Source organism: Pseudoalteromonas sp. CuT4-3 (assembly GCF_035666335.1).
Classification (GTDB): Bacteria; Pseudomonadota; Gammaproteobacteria; order Enterobacterales; family Alteromonadaceae; genus Pseudoalteromonas; species Pseudoalteromonas atlantica.
This window is the reverse complement of the sequence record NZ_CP142030.1, coordinates 1,790,889-1,809,106: the sequence shown is the minus strand read 5'-3', so window position 1 is coordinate 1,809,106 and position 18,218 is coordinate 1,790,889. Positions and strand designations below refer to the sequence as shown.

Here is an 18,218-nt window from a genome sequence, read left to right as displayed (position 1 = left end):
TTAAATTTAACTACCTAGTAAATATGACACTGCAAAAATAAAAGGGCAATAACGCTCAGTATTTATATATTTAAACGCAGACATTATAAATTAAATATAAGAGCTAAGTAGCCAAAATTTATACCCTAAGTAAAGGGCAGCATGCGTTCGGCTAGAACTCATGTTTTAAAACAAGGAACTTTTATGGCTATTACTATCAAAACAGGCACAATTGACGATGTAACCGCAGTGAGTAAACATATCCCTGAATTATTAACCACTATTGATAATCAAACAGTACAAAAACGCTTAAATAATAAAAAAGCACTTATATTAGTGGCCTACCTTGAAGATACATTAGTCGGTTTTAAAATTGGCTATGAGCAATCAACTACACAATTTTACAGCTGGCTTGGCGGCGTACATTTTAAATACCGTAGGCTTGGTATAGCTAAAAAGCTACTTATTAAGCAGGAGCAATGGGCCGCTGAGCAAGGCTACAAGCATATACATGTAAAATCGATGAACCGGTTTCCTCAAATGCTCACTATGTTAATCACAAACGGCTATCACATAAGTGGCTATGTCGATAAACAAAGTACGATGCAAAGTAAAATTAAGTTTGTAAAACAACTAGCAAAATAAAATAGGGCGCTTTATTCATCGTTATTTAACTATGTGCCATGTAGGGTTTAATTAACTATTGCAGGAACTACTTACAGTAAGTAAATAACGCACATAAAGGAGTGACTATGTTTTTTGATGATATGCAGGGCTTAATACGCGTACTTATTATTGGCGTGCTGGGTTATGTAGCGCTGGTGTTTTGGCTGCGTATATCGGGTAAGCGTACGCTTTCTAAATGGAACGTGTTTGATTTTATTGTCACTATTGCGCTGGGCTCTATTTTAGCCTCGGTGATTATTACAAAAAGCGTTGCGCTGCTAGAGGGCATGCTCGCGTTTATTGTGTTAATAGGGCTGCAATATTTTATTACGTGGCTAAGTGTGCGCTCATCTAAATTTGCTTCGCTTATAAAAGCAGAGCCCACGCTATTGCTGAGTAATGGTGAATACTGCACGGCGGCACTTAAATCGCAGCGGGTAACTAAATCCGAAATTCGTGCTGCTATTCGTGGTGCGGGTATATTAGCCATAGAAGATGTAGCCGCTGTAGTGCTAGAAACCGACGGCAGTTTTAGCGTACTAAAGCAAAATAACAGTGGGTTAAAAACCGCGTTAAGTGATGTAAGCGAGCAATAAAGTAAGGCGCTATTACTTATACTTATATTAATTAAGGCAGGTTTAATACCTGCCTTAAATTGTATTAAAGCCTAATTTATTTAGCGTGATGCTCTAACAAACTAAAGGTAGGTAAACGCCACTTAAAGCGAATTGACGCCATACGTATTAAGTAGCCTGCAACAAGGCTTACAATAATGCTGATGTTGTCATCAATATTGTAATGGTGCAGTGCCAAGAATAAGCAGGCAACCAGTAACGATACACTCGCGTATAGCTCGTTATGTAGTACTAAAGGCGCTTGGCGACATATTAAGTCGCGCAGTAACCCACCAAATACACCGGTTACAACCGCAGCCACTACACAAATACCATAGTGCAAGCCCATATTTAGCCCAACTTGGCAGCCAATAATGCTAAATGCTGCAAGCCCCAGCGCATCTAAGCGCATAAATATGCCTTTAAATTTAACCACCCACTTAGCAAGCCACGTAGTAACAATGCCCGCTATACAAGTAATTAATAAATACTCTGGGTGTTGTACCCAGGTAAGTGGGTAATTGCCAAGTAAAATATCTCGCACGCTGCCACCACCAATTGCTGTTGCACTGGCAACCAGTACAACGCCAAACCAATCCATTTTCATTCGCCCAGCGCTAAGTGCGCCGGTCATGGCTTCTGCGGTAATACCAATAATATAAACAACGGTTAGTAGCATGAGATAATCACTTGAAAATTGCACGTAAAAATAAGGTGTGGATTGTATAGATAAATTAAGTAAATAACGAATGAAAAATCACACTAAAAACGCTTAATTCAGATAGAAATAACTAATAACAAAACCGTGTGTAAACAAGCTGTTAAGCTAATAGCTTCGCAAAAGTTAGCAGTAGTAGAATAAAGGACAAATGGCCGTAATTTATAAAATAAAACAGGCTATTTTATTGCTGCATTTTAAAGCCCAAAGCTCGGTATTTTCCCTATACGGTTAAGTGTTTTGCCAACTAATTGGTGTGTTTAAATTAACCTAATATGAATATTTGGTTGCGTGGTAGCAATTTAGGAACGTATACTAACCATTCTTAACTTAAATGGAATTTGCGTAATCGCAGCTTAATCAGCACAGGTAAATACATGAACAAAGGATTGTTAAAAGCGTGGAATAACGAAAAGGGCTTTGGTTTTATTAAAGCAGACTCCTTAGCGCACGACACCTTTATACACATTTCAGCGCTCAAACACATGAGCCGCAAACCTAAAGTAGGCGACACTATTTATTTTGAAGTCGCTACACAGCCCGATGGTAAAACCAAAGCCGTTAATTGCCGAATAGAAGGCGTAGCTGCACTTAAAGTAACACCTAAAAAATCAAACCATCATCGTGTTGCTAAATCTAATTTTACCGATAGCTTTTTAGGCAAAGTCGCCTCAATTAGTATTATCGCTGTACTTGGCTTTATCGCAGTAAATAAATACAGCCATTATAAAAGTAACGAGCAATTTAATAACAACACACCTGTTATTACCAACGCCGATTTAGCCACTTTTGATGAAAAATATCCAAAAATTGTAATTCCTCAAAACACACAAAATTTTACCTGCGACGGCAGGCAGCACTGTAGCCAAATGACTTCACGTGCAGAGGCTATATTTTTTATAAACAACTGCCCGAATACAAAAATGGATGGCGATAGAGATGGCGACCCTTGTGAGAGGGATTCACGGTTCCAAGATGAGTGGTAATTTTAGAAACCGATTAGTTAAAAGTTAAATTTAAGATGGGTTTTACCGTGCACTGTATAAAAATACAGTGGTGCGCAATTTATCTCATAACATTATTAAAAGGCGTTATGGGGTTAAATAACAAAGGCTACTGAGTAGGAATTGTTATTGTCTGTTTATAAACGAGTTGTTTGGTGTTATTGCCAAACAACGTAATATTCGCTGTTTTGGGGGGTTACAACCCCAAATTGGTGTTCAATATTGTTTTATACCTATTTGTTAGTTGAGAGGACATTTTGGACGTTGATTCAGTAAAAAAACATTTACAAGAGTTTTTTAAACATACCCCTTTAGTACTTATTGGCTCTGGATTGTCTTTAGGGGAAGGGATATCTGGTATGTGGCAACTATCTCAACATTTGAAAGAGGAAATTCCAAAGTTTGTTGATGGAACGTTGTTAGAAGAATGGCAACAAATTGAAGAATTAATTGATAAGGGTGTAGGTTTGAAGATGCGATGGCATCTTTAAAACAAGGTAGTGATTTAGTTCCCTTTATTGTGTCTGAAACGACCAAACTTATAAGCAAAGATGAAAAATTAATAATCGAGGCTGTTGTATTACAAGAAAAGCAATTAGCGCTTTCTCTTTTGTTAAACCATCTGTTACATAATCATAATGAACTCATAATTGTAACGCCTAATTATGATCGCCTCGTAGAGTTAGCTTGTGAATCATGTTGCCTTAACATAATTACTGGTTTCAATGGTTATTACTTCGGGAAACATGATCCGAAGGGGGAAAAAGACAAAATTTCAGTTATAGAAAGAAGAAGGCATTTAAAAGGTGGGTCAGGGTTTAACGTTTCAGTAAAAAAACATGCAAAAATCTTTAAGCCGCATGGAAGTTTAGATTGGTATGAAGTTAATGGAAACATCATAAGGTCATCTTACGAGAGTAGTGCAAGAAGATTAATTATTACTCCAGGTACAAGCAAGTTTAGAGAAGGCTATCAGCACCCATTTGACTACCACCGTGAATGTGCAAATACACATATCCAAGAAGCCAAAGCAATATTAATTGTGGGATACGGTTTTAATGATGAACAGCTCGAAGTTCATTTGTTAAATAAACTCCGTGAAGGCGTTCCTACTTTAGTTATTACCAAAGTGTTAACACCAAATGCAATAAGAATCTGTGACAAACTAAAAAATGTTACTTTGGTTTCAGCTGGTACAAGTGATAATGAGACCAAAATAAGAATTAATGGGGTTGAAACTCTTCTTATTGTCAATTGGTGGTCACTTAAAGAATTTATAAATGGAGTTTTAATATGACAACAGAAGAGTATGTGGTATCAACAGAAGAGGACTGTTTTATAGGTAGGGTGGCTAGTGTAGACACAAATCGAGCCTTAATATTAGCTGAGTCACCAGAAGTTATTCAAACCCTAACCGTTTCAGATTTAGTTGCTATTCAAGGAGCTACACCTCAAGAGTTTTTAGTTGGCATTATCGAGAAAGTGAAAAGAAGTATTGGTAGCCCTATGTTAATGGACTCTGAAGCTGAAGATAATGATGAAGAAGATTTTGATGTAGTCATTGATCATGATGTTGTCCAAGTTGCACTGATTGGGAGGTTCTTGGGGATAAACGTCAAATATTTAAGCGTGGCGCAAAATATTTCCCCAGAGTTGATAAGAAGGTTTTTTTAATAAAAGAAGAAAGCCTTGAAAACTTGATGTCAGTTGTTGCAAGCGATACACCAGAGGATATTCAATTAGTACTTGGTACATATGGGAATACACAATCTAAAGCAGTTGCAAATGGCGACAAACTTTTTCAACGTCATGCAGCTTTACTTGGTAGTACTGGCTCAGGTAAAAGCTGGACAGTAGCATCTCTACTTGAGCAAGCCGCAAAATTAGAGCATACAAATATCATTCTTTTTGATCTTCATGGTGAGTATAAAACTCTAACTAGAGAAGGTGTAGAAGCAGGAAAAAATCCAATAGCTGAATATTATAAAATAGCTGGGCCTGCTGATATTGAAAATAAAAATTCTAGCTCAGTATTTGTTCCGCATTGGTTGCTTAATAAAGATGAAATGCTAGCTTTACTCTTAGATCGCTCTGATAATAACGCGCCTAATCAGTCATCTCGATTCACTCACCATGTGAGAGAGTTAAAGCAACAATACCTAGTTGAAAATAATCTCACAGAACTTACTGATGGATTAACGATTGATTCACCGATTCCGTATTCAATTCGTCACCTTTTAGACCGCCTTTCTAATGATGACAATGGAATGAAGCAAGGAGCAAGAGGTGATGTTAAAGGGGATTGGAACGGTAAGCTAACAAGATTTATCGGACGACTTGAGACAAAAATAGACGATAAGAGAAATTCGTTTTTGTTTGAATCTCCTGAAGGAGCAAATAAATACGAATGGTTAGCTACGTATGCTAACCAATTTTTGGAAACAAAAGCAGACTCACTAGGTATAAAAGTTATTGATTTCTCAGAAGTTCCTTCTGACATATTACCAATAGTAATTGGTGTATTAACTCGATTTTTGTATAACGTACAGTTTTGGAGAGCAGAAGAAAACCGAACCCCTATCGCCTTTGTGTGCGACGAGGCACATATATACTTACCAACAAAAGATGCTAGTGATGCTGATTCAAGAATTGCATTAGACACTTTTGAAAAAGTAGCAAAAGAAGGCAGAAAGTATGGAGTATCCCTACTTGTTGTTAGTCAACGACCTTCAGATGTTAGCCGCACTATTTTGAGCCAATGTAACAACCTTATAGCATTAAGGTTAAGTAACCCTCAAGATCAGCAAGTCGTTCACAAAATGATGCCTGATTCATTAAGCTCTCTGACATCGGTTCTGCCAATACTTGATACAGGGGAAGCTGTTGTTTTAGGAGATGCAGTATTACTACCTTCAAGAATAAAATTGAACGAACCAAATTTAAAACCAGCAAGTGCTACTAAAGACTTCTGGCGTGATTGGTCTAGCAAAGAATCTAAAGGAGACTCTATAACCTTTGCCGTTGAATCATTAAGGCGACAATCTAGGTTAAGATAAGAAGTAAACCGAGTCTGTTCTTTTATTTAGTGACTAGTATTTTATCAATAACCTAAATATAAATGGCTTTATATCACATTACTTCACGAGGTATTGAATGAAAACCTGTCTATTTAGATGGGGCAGTCTTCAACATTTTTTAATTATTATATCAGGCTATGTATTTGATCTTTTTAACAGAAAAGGTAATAGGGTCAGATTTTGACTTCATACATCAAACCTAAATTAGTTAAAAGCTTTTGATATAAGCTATCAATACCATCTAAAAGCGCAGCGTCTCATAATCTCTTTGTGAGTTAGTATCTAGATTACTAAGAAGGAGGAAAATTGGAATGCGCAAGGCGTATACTTCAAGCGTAAAACATCGGCGAATTAGCACTCTAATTCACGCCGATGTTTATAACTTATCTAAATAAGCAAATTACTTATAAGGTATTAAGCCTTAGTCTTGCTTACGGTTAAGGCTAAATAAGCAGATTGCTAGAAGTAACGTTGCAATCATGCCTGATGCACCAGCAACGCCTGATGGTAAGAACCCATCACGCCCAGCAATAATTAAAATAGCATTGGCAAGCATTGCAACTCCACCTGCTAGGGCTGTAAGGCCGCCAATGGCTTTGCCACCTTTAGCAATAAAAGATAGGCCAAATACAAGGGCTGCTAAGCCTAATAATAATTTAGCTGCGTAGTAAATCATGAATGATAAAGACACCACGCCACCAATTAAAGGTTGTGCGCCTTCTACTGCGCCCGCTACTTTGCCAAATGTTGAAAACAACGTTAGGCCAATGCTTACCTGTACTATGTTTAATATTGCGCTAAATGTAATAGCCGACCAACCTAGTTGAGCGTTTTTAGCTTGCACCATAGTGGTACTTGCAAAGGCCACAAGCACAGTAAACAGCACGGCTTCTAGTCCCCATGCATACTGTCTTGAAAAGCTAATTTCAGCACTGTAAAGGGCAGTAAAAATAGCTTGGGTTATCGCCAACGCTAACAATAACGATGCTGTAATTAGGGTGGTGCGTTTATGTGTAAATTCCATTATGTACCTCTTATAATTTTATATTTGACGCTTTAAAAGTTGCAGTTGCTTTGCATACATCAAACAGATGAAAGTATTGCTGCTATAAGACAGGTAAAGCGGAGTAATTATTTCACTAAAACCAATAAAAATAATAATTAATATCAAATTGGCTAAAACTTGCGCTTTTAATGAACTTAAATTGGCAAAGCCACATTGAGTTGAGCCTCTAAAAGCGCAGCGCATCTTATCTTTTTCTGATTTAACCTTCGTATTAAATGTTGGGGTGATTTCGACTAACTAAGGTGGCTGTTTTTAAGAAAAAGCATTAAAACAATCGCTTAATAAAGCATATATACCCACAAACAATGTTTATGGGTATTTTTATAAATGTTTTTTATTAAGATAAAAGCCTAAAATGAGACCAATCACTTAATGCGGTAATAGTTTGCTCTGTAGGCGGGGCTACATAGATTAAAGCTGCAATGGCAATTATTGATGCTAACGTAATTAATTTATTGTCGAAGTCGGCTATTTTTAACGCGGTGCCAAAGGAGCGTTTAATGGTGACATTGCTTAAATCTACACTGTAAATTTCATCGAGTAATAAATGAATTAACCCGCCGATTAAAATAAACCCACCTGTTAACCAGGCAAAGGTGGCTGCTTGTGTGGTTGTTTGCTCGTTTAGTTGCCACGTTACTTGCGTTGTTAACAGCGCGCATAGCACTAAAAATAATAATGAGTGGCAGCTGCCTCTGTGCACGGTGATCCATTCAAAAATAGGCCTAATAACATATTTCATAAACCCGTACACCAATAACGGCACTACGATTAGCTCTATAAAACTAATTTCGATTATTAGCTCGGTGGTTATGTAATGCAGCACCAGTAATACAGCGCTCAGTGCGAATAAGTTAAAAATAGTATTGAGCGAGGTTGAGTTATCTGAGTCTATGTCGGGTAATAAGCCGCCAATTGAGCCTAAAAACCATAACCAAAGTGCGCCGTTTAAATCAATATGGCCTGCAGTTAATAAAGTGGCCGAGCCTAAACCTGTGATGATGACTGCAGTATTAAGATGAGTATTGAAATTTGCCATTGTATCTCTTGATAGAAAAATAGGTGGGCATTTTAGCAATTGAAAAGTTCATTGTTCAATTTACTTTAAAGGTAAGGCGTAAATAACTTAAGTACTTAATATTAAACGCTGCGTTATGAATGATTTTAACCTAAATGGCTATGGATTTTGTAATAGGCAAAACCCGTTGAATAAATCAACATGGGTAACACTATTAAAACCTCTGCATCATTTGTTAATTATTAATATGTTATAGTGTTGCAATATGTATTTGATATAGTATAACATTCATCACATTCTAATTTCCCTTAATAGAGTTTGAATGTGAGTACACCTACAGCTGTTAATCAAACATCACCGAAAGAATCTCCACGTGTGGAACAAACACGTAATGAAGCCCTAAATACAACTCAAGCCGCTACTCAAACAGTTAAAAGCGAAGCCATTATTGAAGTGGACTCGTTAAGTTTTAGCATTAAAAACAACGCTATTTTAAAAAACTTAAACTTTAGCGTAGGCTCAGGCGAAATTTACGCGTTACTTGGCGGTAACGGAGCGGGTAAATCAACCACGTTAAAAACTTTGCTTGGGTTTAATAAACCAACGCAAGGCTCTGTAAAAGTAGCGGGCAAAGAGGTAACACACGCACTTGATTTTGTACGCGGCAAAACAGCATATTTGCCAGAGTCGGCCACGTTATATCCGCATTTAACTGCCCGCGAAAACGTGGCGTATTTTTTATCGCTTGCTGATATTAAAAAAACCGATGAGCAAATTAATGCTGCGTTTAACCGTGTAGCGCTACAGCAAGCTGCATGGGAGCGTCCTATGCAAACGTATTCTAAAGGCATGAGGCAAAAAACTGCGATTGCACTGGCTATTTTACGCCAAGCCCCCATATTTTTACTTGATGAACCTACATCGGGCCTTGACCCTGTTGCCATTGATGAGTTTAACCAGTTAGTACGTGAGCTTGCATTAACCGGCGCTACTATTTTAATGGTAACGCACGATGTATACGGCGCATGCCAAGTTGCAAACCGAATTGGTTTATTAAGAGCGGGCGAGCTGGTGGGCGAATTTGACGCGCCAGAAAACGGCCGAATTGATACCAAGCAAGTTCATGCCGCGTTTGCACAAAGAGGCGCGTAATGAGCAAAAATAATTTTTCAAAGGTGGTGATAGTTGCCAAAGATGAGTGGCGCTATTGGCTTCGCTCTAAACTGGCGATGACCGTTTTAGCCATAGGTTTATTACTTACGCTTTCATCTGTGGTGGTTACTGCCATTACAATGCACGAACTTAGCCACACTCGTAATGAATTACAAAGCAATGCAGAGCAAAGCTTTGCTGAGCAGCCCGATCGCCACCCACACAGAATGGTGCATTACGGGCATTACGCTTTTAGAACACCAACACCACTTAGCACACTCGACCCAGGTATAGATGCTTACACCGGTAACTCAATATTTTTAGAAGGGCATAGGCAAAATAGTGCAATGTTTGCCGAGCAGCGCCAAGGCACAGCTTTAACAAAACTTGGCAGCTTAACGCCAGCTTTTATAGTGCAAACATTAGCGCCGTTACTGCTTATTTTAATTGGTTACAGCTCTATTAGCCGTGAGCGCGAATCGCAAACGCTGTTGTATTTATTGGCGCAAGGCACCAAGGGCAGCACGCTTATTGCGGGTAAAGGGCTGGCGCTTTTGTGTGTTGTTGGGTTAATCATTGCGCCATTAGCGGTGTCGGCGTTATTTACGCTTAGCGCGGGTGAGAGCCTTTTAGCAGTTGTTAGTTTTATTGTGGGCTATGCATTGTATTTAAGCGTGTGGGTGTTAGTTGTTTTATTAGCATCGAGCGTGTTTAGTAAAAATAGTGGTAGCTTTACAGCGCTTGCGTTTGTGTGGATTTTACTGTGCATTGTTATGCCGCGCGTAGCAAGTACCAGTGCCTCTACGGCTGTGCCATCGGCCGGTAAAATAGAAACCGACTTTGCAGTAAAAGCTGAGCTTAGAAAACTAGGTGATGGCCATAACACCAACGACCCCGCCTTTAAGCAATTTAAACAATCTCTGCTTAAAAAATACAACGTAAACAGCATTGATGAGCTGCCAGTAAACTTTAGAGGGTTAGTGGCCAGTGAATCAGAGGACAAACAAACTAAGGTATTAAACCAGTTTGCCGAGCAGCGCATGCAAAGTGAGCTTAAACAAACGCAGGTATCGCGTTACTTTGGTTGGGTATCGCCTATGGTGGCTATTCGCTCGCTGTCGATGATTGTAGTGGGCACAAGCATAGAAACCCATCATCGCTTTTTACGCGAAACCGAACAGCTGCGCTTTGATTTTGTGCAAGGGCTTAACAAAGTACACATTGAAAAGCTTGATTACCAAGTTGATATGAACCGCAACACCAATACCGAGGCTACTAAAAAAGCGCGCGTAGGATCAGAGAACTGGCAAATACTGCAAAACTTTACCTTTGATGTAGATAGCGCTGATGTTCGCGCGCAAAGAAGTGTACCTGCTTTTTTACAGTTAATACTGTGGATTGTAGTACTTGTAGGCGGTATTAAATTGGTAGGAAAACGTTTGATATGAGTTATTTAATTACACAACTTACACGAGAATGGGGCTTTTTACTGCGTCAAAAGTACCTTGTGGTATTGCTGTTATGTAGCTTTGTTTTATCGGGCTTTGCAATATACAGCGGGCTTAGCGAAGTAAGCGCGCAGCAGCAAACAATAGAGCGTTTAAAAGAGGCAGATCAAAGCGATCGCGCTAAAGTGCAGCAAAAGCAAGACGATCCGGGCATGTTGGCTTATTACAGTTTTCATTTAACGTATTCTCAGCCATCTAACCTTGCTTTTGCAGCATTAGGGGAACGCGATATATTCCCGTGGAAACACCGTATTAATTTATTGGCCATAGAGGGGCAAATTTACGAAAGCGATGCGCAAAATGCCGAGCTTGCACAAGCCGGTAAAATTGATTTTGTATTTGTAATTAGCGCCTTAGCACCACTGGTTATTATTTTGCTGTTTCATGACTTATTTGCAAACGAGCGCACCAGCGGCAGGCACGACTTACTGGTTACTACGGCTAAATCGTACTTTGCTTTGTGGGGCGCACGTATAACGGTAAGGTTTTTAGCAGTAATAGTGTGTTTAATGCTGCCATTTTTTATAGGTGCATTTATAGCTGTTGCAAGCGCGTTTGAAATTGCGTATGTATCGTTACTTTGTATTGCATACCTTGCATTTTGGACTGCGCTGAGTGTGTGGTGGGGCAAAAACGCGACTAGTGCCCCGCGTGTTGCCTCTGGCCTAATTGGTTTATGGGTATTATTTGCTTTTATTATTCCTATTTTAGGCGACCTTGCTATAAACAAGTCGGTGCATTCGCCTAAGGGTGGCGACATTATGCTTACTCAGCGTGAGGCGGTAAATGATGCCTGGGATTTACCTAAATCTGCCACTATGCAGCCTTTTATTAAAGAGTACCCAGCACTTGCGCCATACATTGCTATGAGCAGTGAGTTTGAGTGGAAATGGTATTACGCATTTCAGCAAATGGGCGATTTAAAAGCAGCGTCGCTTTCAAAATCATACCGAGACGCAGCCGCTAAAAAATATGACTTAGCAGGCGTTGTGTCGTGGTTTTCGCCACCGCTATTATTGCAGCGCAGCTTAACACGAGCCGCCCAAACCGACTCAGTAGCGGCGTATGCATACGAGCAGCAAATTCGTGATTATCATCAGCAATTACGTGAGTTTTATTACCCTTGGTTATTTTATAAGGGTAACCCGCCTAAATCAGTTCTCAATAACATGCCACGCTTTGAGGCTATAGCAAAGTAATCCTTACTAGGTGCGATAAAAGCCGCTGTTTAGCGCACCTAGTAACAACACCATAATTATAAAATACTTACATTACTAACAAGGTTCACAATGAAAACCAACACAACAGGGCTTAAGCTCACCTATTTAAGTGCGTGCCTAGTAAGCTTATTTAGTAGCCACGCTTTGGCTGCTGAGCAAAACCAGCAAACACACAGTGCTAACACAAATATTGAAAGGCTGTCTGTGGTTGCTACGCGCCAAGCTTACCAAGGTAACTTTAGCCAACTAGAAACTCCACAATCAGAGCTTAAAATTGATTTAGAAGCCCTTGAAAATGCTGGTGCAGTAAGTCTTGACCAAGCGCTTGATTTATCGGCCTCTGTTGCACGGCAAAATAACTTTGGTGGGCTTTGGAATAGTTTTTCGTTACGTGGCTTTGTAGGCGATGAAAATCTACCGAGTAACTACTTAGTAAATGGTTTTAATGCTGGGCGCGGTTTTGGTGGCTCGCGTGATTTGTCGGGTATAGAGTCGGTTGAGGTTTTAAAAGGCCCACGCGCGGCTTTATTTGGCCGTGGTGAGCCAGGTGGTACAGTAAACTTAGTTACTAAACGCCCAACGTTTGATACGCAAGGTGAAATTAAGCTCTCGGTAGGGAGTTTTGATACTTACCGCGCCGATGTTGATTACACCACAGCGCTTAACGACGACGTTGCAATTAGACTGGTTGGTTTTTACGAAGACGCCGAGAGCTTTAGAGACACCATAGAAACCACTAAACACGGGTTTAGCCCGTCAATAGTGTGGAATATTAACGACAGCAGCCAACTTGTTTACGAGCTTGAATACAGCGACCAAGAAGTGCCGTTTGATAGAGGCGTATTAGCCATAGATGGCGAGCTTGGGCTTATTCCACAAAGCCGTTTTTTAGGTGAGCCGGGCGATGGCCCAATTGAAGCGGATGTACTAGGGCATCAGTTAGAGTACATTCATGACTTTGATGATAACTGGAGCATTTTATTTGGTGCAAACTACCGTGATACCTCTATGGAAGGCTTTGCAACCGAAACCGGGTTTGGCGGCGTAGTTAATAGCGAAGTAAACCGCTTTAGGCGCTACCGCGATTTTGATGCTCAATACCATGTATTGCGTGCAGAGCTAAGCGGCAGCCTTGAGCTTGGCGGTTTTGAGCACCGTTTAATTATGGGTGTTGACGCTGATAAATTTGAAAACGATCAATTTATTTTACGTGTACGGGGCGATCAATACATTAATGTATTTAACCCTGTATACGGCGCGTACGAATTACCAACGCCTACATCTAATACCGACCGCGTAGAGATTCAAGAGTCACTAGGGGTATTTATTCAAGACCAAATAAGCGTAACCGATAAGTTAGATATTCGTATTGGTGCCCGTTTTGATGATTACGAGCAGCGCTTAAATAACCTTTTAGCAGGTACTAATACTAAACAAACGCAGTCGCGCGTGAGCCCGCAGTTTGGTGTGGTGTATGAAGCCGGTGATTATGTATCTGTTTATGCAGCCTACGGCGAAAACTTTCGCCCGCTTTCAGGCACTGATACCAATGGCGATGGTTTTGAGCCAAACCAATCTACCTCTGCTGAGCTAGGTGTAAAATTTACCCTTAACGATGGCGCGTTATTTGGTACCGTTGCCGTATTTAAAGTAGATCAAGATAATATGCTAGTAGTAGATGACCCAACAGCGTTTACCTACGCAGCCATTGGTGAAGCGCAAAGTAAGGGAATAGAAATAGACCTAACGGGTGAGCTTAGCGATAGTATAGAAATTTGGGCGTCATATGCGTATGTAGATGCCCAAATAGAAAGCTCATTTTTTGATGCTATTGGCTACACAGTAGAGGCCGGCGAGTCACTTTTAAATGTACCAGAGCATCAATTTAGCTTGCAGCTTGTTAATCGGGCGAGTTATATGGCAATGCAATTAAATTTGGTGGCGGGCTATTATTTGTAGATGAACGCAATGGCTATTTTGGTACCGACTTTAAACTACCCAGTTATACAACCGCGCGTGTATTTGTAAATTACGATGTAACAGACGCTATTGCTGTTACGGCTGAGGTAAATAACCTGTTTGATGAAACGTATTACACAAACTCGTTTGCCGATGCATGGGTACAACCTGGTACCCCGCGTAACGTTAAATTTTCTGCCTCTTATAAGTTTTAATTGGTATTTTGCGCTGTAAACGTAAAAAGGTCGCTTAGTTAAAGCGACCTTTTTTATTTGGCGTGTTTGTATTTTTCAAAAATTTTGTGGTACTGACCTGAATTTTTAAGTTTTTGTAGTTGAATATTAAAGTCATCACGTAGTCTTTTTGATTTAAATAAATAGCCATTTGGGCTTTTGCCAAACAGCGCAAAGCGATCTACAGATTGTGTTGTATCAATATCTTTAAGGGTTGAGCGATAGTAATCAAAACTTTGTTTATCCATTTGAATTACATCTACCTTGTTTGAAAAAAGCATTTTAACTTGAAGAGATTGGTCGTGCACTTCGTAATATTGTGTATTGGCTTTTGCCATTTTTGCATATTCTTCACCTAAGTGTATGGCGGCGCTGGGCCACGAAATTAAGCTGTAATGTGTTAAATCTGCAATTTTAGTAAAGTTAAACTGTTTGCTTTTTAGGGTTATCTCTACGTTTTCGTATACATAGGCTTCATTTGATATATAACCGCTTAGGAGATTGCCGTTTTCTGTGCTTAAGTTAATGTCGGCTAGTATGTCGAGCTTTCCATCTATATACCCTTTAGCGCGGCGAGTATAAGGATAATAGCGTGGCTCTATTTCATAGCCTGCGGCTTTAATAATATCGAGGGTTAGCCCGCTGTTGGTATGTGACATGACGTAAGGCGGTAGTGTTTCACCAAAACCAACTACTAATTTTTGTTTAGTAGGCGATGCACAGGCAAAAGAGGATACAAGCAGTGTAGTTATTGTAGTTATTATAAAAAAGTTTAACTTCATTAGGCTGTTTAAATTAACTTGGCATATTAAAAAGATAGTAACTAAGTGGTTATGCAACAAGTAAATAGCCCATTAAAGTATTATTAAATGTCTTTAATGGGCAAGTTCTAGGCACAAAAGGGTAAACTAGGCACCGTTTAAAAAGGTGCGTAGCCGTCTGGCGTTGTTTTTGGCGTAGTCCAACGCTCTTTTGCATCAATATCTGTACGTTTTGAACCCGGTGCTGGAATACGGCCATTATCGCCAAAAAGCCATAACACTAGGTTTGTTCTGTCGCCACTGGTTATAGGTTTTGCCGCGTGTGGTACATTGCCTTTGTGGATCATGGCGGTGTCTGGTTTAAAGCTAAGTTGTGTAACTTTTGCGTTTACTTGGTCGTAAAAATCAAGTTCTGATCCGCTAAATTCTTCCCCAGGTAAGTTTAAATTAATATTTAATGTTACTGATGATGCATCAGTATGCGGACGAATAGACGCATCTGTACTTGGGTCGTAATAAATAGAAAACCCAAATGTTTGCGTATCGTAACCTATGATTTCAGGAAACAATAAACGTGAAATAGGGCGCATGTATGTATTTAATACTTGGTTATAAAATTCCTGAAAACTAGGAGCAGCTAAATAGCCCTCTGAGCGTTTGTCGAGCATGGCGCCGCGGCGGTTTAATACAATACCGTACGGTGGACGCATAGGAATGTTAGCATTCCATACTTTTTCTAGGTAACCACGTAAAACTGCTAGGCGCTCAGGATCAAAAAATTGAAATTGATACACATCAGTCGCTACTTCTTCTAGTAATGATTTTACTAAATGCTCTTTTGATGGATCTTGCCATGCAGCATTAACCGCTTCACGTAAGTTTTTATCTAGTAATGAATCGTCAAGGGTAAAGGTGGTTGTATCTACTTCGGTTTCTTCCCACTCTTTCCAGGCTTGTGTAAGTAGTTGGTCGTTATTGTACCAAAAATATTGTACAGAGTGCTCACGATTTAACATGGCCTCTCTTGAAGGTAACGCTAGAGCACGAGCAAGTTGTAATTGTGTGGCAGACATAATTTGTAACTCCAGTTGTTGAATTAGGTTTTATCAATCTAGGAGTGCAATTTATTATATTTATAAAGTTAGATAAATAAGCTGTTTTAGGAAACAGTATCAAAATAATGTTTATAATTAGGGGCGGAATGAATAGAATTAGCAGTTAGCTGTAATGGGGATGGGTTTGTGTAAACCCATCAAGCGTTTAACTATAGATTTTTAATGTGTGACTCTATCGCCCCAAATTTCTTCTAGGCGGTTATCGCGTCCGCAGCGCCAGCGGTAGGTATTGTAGCGTATGGGGTTATTTTTATAATAATCCTGATGGTAGCTTTCTTTACCTTTAATTGGGTAAAAAGTGCTGGCATTAAGTATTGGCGTGACCACTGTTTGATTTGGGAATTCTGCTATTACGGCTTGTTTGGTTTGCTCTGCTATTTTGCGCTCTTGCTCGTTAGCGACAAATATGGCGCTTAAATAACTTGGGCCTTTATCGCAAAATTGGCCTTTGGCATCAAAGGGATCAATATTTACCCAAAAATGATCAAGTATGCCTTTGTAGCTTACTACATCAGTGTCGTAAGTAATTTGTACTGCTTCGTAATGACCTTGATGGTTACCATTGTACGTCGGGTTTTTAATTTTACCGCCGGTAAAACCCGATATAACATCTTTTACGCCTTTGAGCTTTTCAAAGTCGCTTTCCATACACCAAAAACATCCACCGGCTAAAACTGCTTTTTCGGTTTTGGCTGCATGTGAAAAGGTGCTAAACAAAATTGCGGCAGATGTTAATGCAAGCGTAAGTGATTTTTTCATATAATAATCTACCTCTAGTATGAGTTTAAATACATATTCTTAATAGCTAGACCTGCTAAGTGTTATTACTATTTCATTGTTTTTAGTAGGCTAACGTGAATAGTGAAAAAGTAATATACGTAATGGTTTTTAATTAAAGGCATACGTACATTAGCTAACCTCAATAGCACAATGTTGTATTATTAGAGTGTGTTTATTAAAGTGAAAGCATTGAGATAAAAGTAGCAGGTGTTAAATGAACCAGTTAACCGAAAAATCGATAAGTTGCCCGTATTGCGGCGAAAGCATAGAAGTATTATTAGACGCGGCAGATATTGGTGAGCAATACATAGAAGACTGCCAAGTATGTTGTAAGCCTATTTCGTTTGTTGTTTTTGAAGATGAAGACGAGTTAAAAGTAAATGTATACAGTGAAGACGATACATTTTAATCCTTCGTTACTCTATATATAGTTGGCTGCACAGTGGCAGCCACTACGGTTTATACACGGGCGCTAGCTATTATTTTGCTCTCGGGCTAGTTGGTTTGGTAACAGCTCTTCTACTATTTCGCGTGCGGGGAGTGTATAACGTGTGCCGTCAAACATTACCGAGGTAAACTCGTTTATATTAGTAATGCCTGTTAGGGTCCAGCCCTCACCACGTTTAGGGCAGTATACGGTTGTGGTAGGTTGAATTACTTTAAAATCGTCGCTCATTATTGCTCTCAATATTGGCTATAAAGATAATGCTTGTGAATACGCTATGGTAAGTTAATAATGCTTAACCATAAAGCGCTATTTTAACTCCTGTATAAAATGTTTAAAACAACTCAGCTTGAACGCGTTACATTGCGTTTAATTACCCATAAGCATGCCCCGCAGTTATTTTCTATTTTGAATCACCCGCAAGTGAGCGAATTTAACGACTATAAAACCCCATTAAGTAAATGCCAAATTAAGCAATTAATACAAGACGATATTACCGCCTATTACGAAGGCGAAGTGATAAGAGTGGCTATTGAACATAATATAAATGGCAAACTTATGGGCACCTGCGGGCTTTATAATTTATCGCCTTGTAAAAGTAGGGCGTTTATTGGATTTGAGCTTGATCCTATGTATTGGGATAAGGGCATTATGTTTGAGGTAATTACCGGCTTTGTTAAAACACTTAAAGAGGCTATACCGCTAAACTACTTAGCGGCGCAGGTAAGTGCACATAATGCGCGTTCGCATAACTTATTAGTTAAATTAGGCTTTAGCTTGGGTGAGCATTCTATTTGGTATAAACATGTTTAGTACTGCATTAGTCATGTATTAGTGCTGCATTAGTCATGTATTAGTGCTGCATTTGCATTATCCACGTTAGTAAATTTCATCATAAGAGGA

At 39.4% G+C, this 18,218-nt stretch carries 19 protein-coding genes and 1 pseudogene; 13 read left to right on the top strand and 7 right to left on the bottom strand.

What is annotated here, in order from left to right:
- Nucleotides 1-183: 183 nt before the first annotated feature.
- Both VOI46_RS08185 and VOI46_RS08180 read left to right on the top strand, forming a co-directional pair.
- Nucleotides 184-624, top strand: coding sequence for a GNAT family N-acetyltransferase (locus VOI46_RS08185; protein ID WP_004586629.1), 441 nt, complete (start codon nucleotides 184-186; stop codon nucleotides 622-624).
- A gap of 107 nt (nucleotides 625-731) precedes the next feature.
- Nucleotides 732-1,241 (top strand): YetF domain-containing protein, encoded by a 510-nt coding sequence (locus VOI46_RS08180; protein ID WP_004586628.1) that lies wholly within the window; start codon nucleotides 732-734, stop codon nucleotides 1,239-1,241.
- A 76-nt stretch (nucleotides 1,242-1,317) separates the two neighbouring features.
- On the opposite strand, the gene VOI46_RS08175 is transcribed toward VOI46_RS08180, so the two are convergent.
- Entirely contained in the window at nucleotides 1,318-1,938 is a 621-nt protein-coding gene (locus VOI46_RS08175) for a trimeric intracellular cation channel family protein (RefSeq protein WP_004586627.1), read from the bottom strand.
- Nucleotides 1,939-2,354: 416 nt separating this feature from the next.
- Between VOI46_RS08175 and VOI46_RS08170 the strand changes: the two genes are divergently transcribed.
- The 5 genes from VOI46_RS08170 to VOI46_RS08150 all read left to right on the top strand — a co-directional run bounded on the left by VOI46_RS08170 (nucleotide 2,355) and on the right by VOI46_RS08150 (nucleotide 6,037).
- A complete protein-coding gene (locus VOI46_RS08170; RefSeq protein ID WP_004586626.1) occupies nucleotides 2,355-2,963 on the top strand; it encodes a cold shock domain-containing protein in 609 nt (202 codons plus the stop codon).
- Nucleotides 2,964-3,238: 275 nt separating this feature from the next.
- On the top strand, nucleotides 3,239-3,472 hold the full coding sequence (locus VOI46_RS08165) for a hypothetical protein (RefSeq protein WP_198288824.1): 234 nt from the start codon (nucleotides 3,239-3,241) through the stop codon (nucleotides 3,470-3,472).
- Nucleotides 3,460-4,278 (top strand): SIR2 family protein, encoded by an 819-nt coding sequence (locus VOI46_RS08160; protein WP_198288823.1) that lies wholly within the window; start codon nucleotides 3,460-3,462, stop codon nucleotides 4,276-4,278. The genes VOI46_RS08165 and VOI46_RS08160 overlap by 13 nt, the downstream gene beginning before the upstream one ends.
- Entirely contained in the window at nucleotides 4,275-4,655 is a 381-nt protein-coding gene (locus VOI46_RS08155; RefSeq protein WP_198288822.1) for a hypothetical protein, read from the top strand. Before VOI46_RS08160 ends, VOI46_RS08155 begins: the two co-directional genes overlap by 4 nt.
- Nucleotides 4,656-4,681: 26 nt before the next feature.
- Complete coding sequence (locus tag VOI46_RS08150) at nucleotides 4,682-6,037, top strand: ATP-binding protein (RefSeq protein WP_198288821.1); 1,356 nt, start codon at nucleotides 4,682-4,684, stop codon at nucleotides 6,035-6,037.
- A 442-nt stretch (nucleotides 6,038-6,479) separates the two neighbouring features.
- Here VOI46_RS08150 and VOI46_RS08145 read toward each other — a convergent pair whose 3' ends face one another.
- Nucleotides 6,480-7,082, bottom strand: a complete 603-nt coding sequence (locus VOI46_RS08145) for a hypothetical protein (protein WP_004586625.1) — start codon at nucleotides 7,080-7,082, stop codon at nucleotides 6,480-6,482.
- Between the two features lie 379 nt (nucleotides 7,083-7,461).
- Nucleotides 7,462-8,163 carry a metal-dependent hydrolase gene (locus VOI46_RS08140; RefSeq protein WP_282337587.1) on the bottom strand — a complete coding sequence of 234 codons (702 nt, stop codon included), beginning with the start codon at nucleotides 8,161-8,163 and terminating at the stop codon, nucleotides 7,462-7,464.
- Nucleotides 8,164-8,466: 303 nt separating this feature from the next.
- Here VOI46_RS08140 and VOI46_RS08135 point away from each other — a divergent pair, with 303 nt between their 5' ends.
- The 4 genes and pseudogenes from VOI46_RS08135 to VOI46_RS08120 all read left to right on the top strand — a co-directional run bounded on the left by VOI46_RS08135 (nucleotide 8,467) and on the right by VOI46_RS08120 (nucleotide 14,196).
- Nucleotides 8,467-9,294 (top strand): ATP-binding cassette domain-containing protein, encoded by an 828-nt coding sequence (locus tag VOI46_RS08135; RefSeq protein ID WP_282337586.1) that lies wholly within the window; start codon nucleotides 8,467-8,469, stop codon nucleotides 9,292-9,294.
- Nucleotides 9,294-10,742, top strand: coding sequence for a DUF3526 domain-containing protein (locus VOI46_RS08130; protein ID WP_324738210.1), 1,449 nt, complete (start codon nucleotides 9,294-9,296; stop codon nucleotides 10,740-10,742). The genes VOI46_RS08135 and VOI46_RS08130 overlap by 1 nt, the downstream gene beginning before the upstream one ends.
- A complete protein-coding gene (locus VOI46_RS08125; protein WP_004586620.1) occupies nucleotides 10,739-12,001 on the top strand; it encodes a DUF3526 domain-containing protein in 1,263 nt (420 codons plus the stop codon). The genes VOI46_RS08130 and VOI46_RS08125 overlap by 4 nt, the downstream gene beginning before the upstream one ends.
- Nucleotides 12,002-12,091: 90 nt before the next feature.
- Nucleotides 12,092-14,196, top strand: a pseudogene (locus tag VOI46_RS08120) (TonB-dependent siderophore receptor).
- Between the two features lie 53 nt (nucleotides 14,197-14,249).
- Here the strand turns inward: VOI46_RS08120 and VOI46_RS08115 are convergent.
- From VOI46_RS08115 to msrA, 3 genes are all read right to left on the bottom strand, one after another.
- Nucleotides 14,250-14,996: a transporter substrate-binding domain-containing protein gene (locus VOI46_RS08115; RefSeq protein ID WP_051063398.1), complete on the bottom strand. Its 747-nt coding sequence runs from the start codon at nucleotides 14,994-14,996 to the stop codon at nucleotides 14,250-14,252.
- A gap of 137 nt (nucleotides 14,997-15,133) precedes the next feature.
- Nucleotides 15,134-16,048: a 2OG-Fe(II) oxygenase family protein gene (locus tag VOI46_RS08110; RefSeq protein WP_004586617.1), complete on the bottom strand. Its 915-nt coding sequence runs from the start codon at nucleotides 16,046-16,048 to the stop codon at nucleotides 15,134-15,136.
- 201 nt (nucleotides 16,049-16,249) lie between these two features.
- A complete protein-coding gene (msrA, locus tag VOI46_RS08105) occupies nucleotides 16,250-16,849 on the bottom strand; it encodes a peptide-methionine (S)-S-oxide reductase MsrA (RefSeq protein ID WP_004586616.1) in 600 nt (199 codons plus the stop codon).
- 235 nt (nucleotides 16,850-17,084) lie between these two features.
- Between msrA and VOI46_RS08100 the strand changes: the two genes are divergently transcribed.
- Nucleotides 17,085-17,279 (top strand): CPXCG motif-containing cysteine-rich protein, encoded by a 195-nt coding sequence (locus tag VOI46_RS08100; RefSeq protein WP_004586615.1) that lies wholly within the window; start codon nucleotides 17,085-17,087, stop codon nucleotides 17,277-17,279.
- A 63-nt stretch (nucleotides 17,280-17,342) separates the two neighbouring features.
- Here the strand turns inward: VOI46_RS08100 and VOI46_RS08095 are convergent, their stop codons facing one another.
- On the bottom strand, nucleotides 17,343-17,546 hold the full coding sequence (locus VOI46_RS08095; RefSeq protein WP_004586614.1) for a hypothetical protein: 204 nt from the start codon (nucleotides 17,544-17,546) through the stop codon (nucleotides 17,343-17,345).
- A 99-nt stretch (nucleotides 17,547-17,645) separates the two neighbouring features.
- Between VOI46_RS08095 and VOI46_RS08090 the strand changes: the two genes are divergently transcribed.
- Nucleotides 17,646-18,128: a GNAT family N-acetyltransferase gene (locus VOI46_RS08090; protein WP_004586613.1), complete on the top strand. Its 483-nt coding sequence runs from the start codon at nucleotides 17,646-17,648 to the stop codon at nucleotides 18,126-18,128.
- Nucleotides 18,129-18,218: the final 90 nt, after the last annotated feature.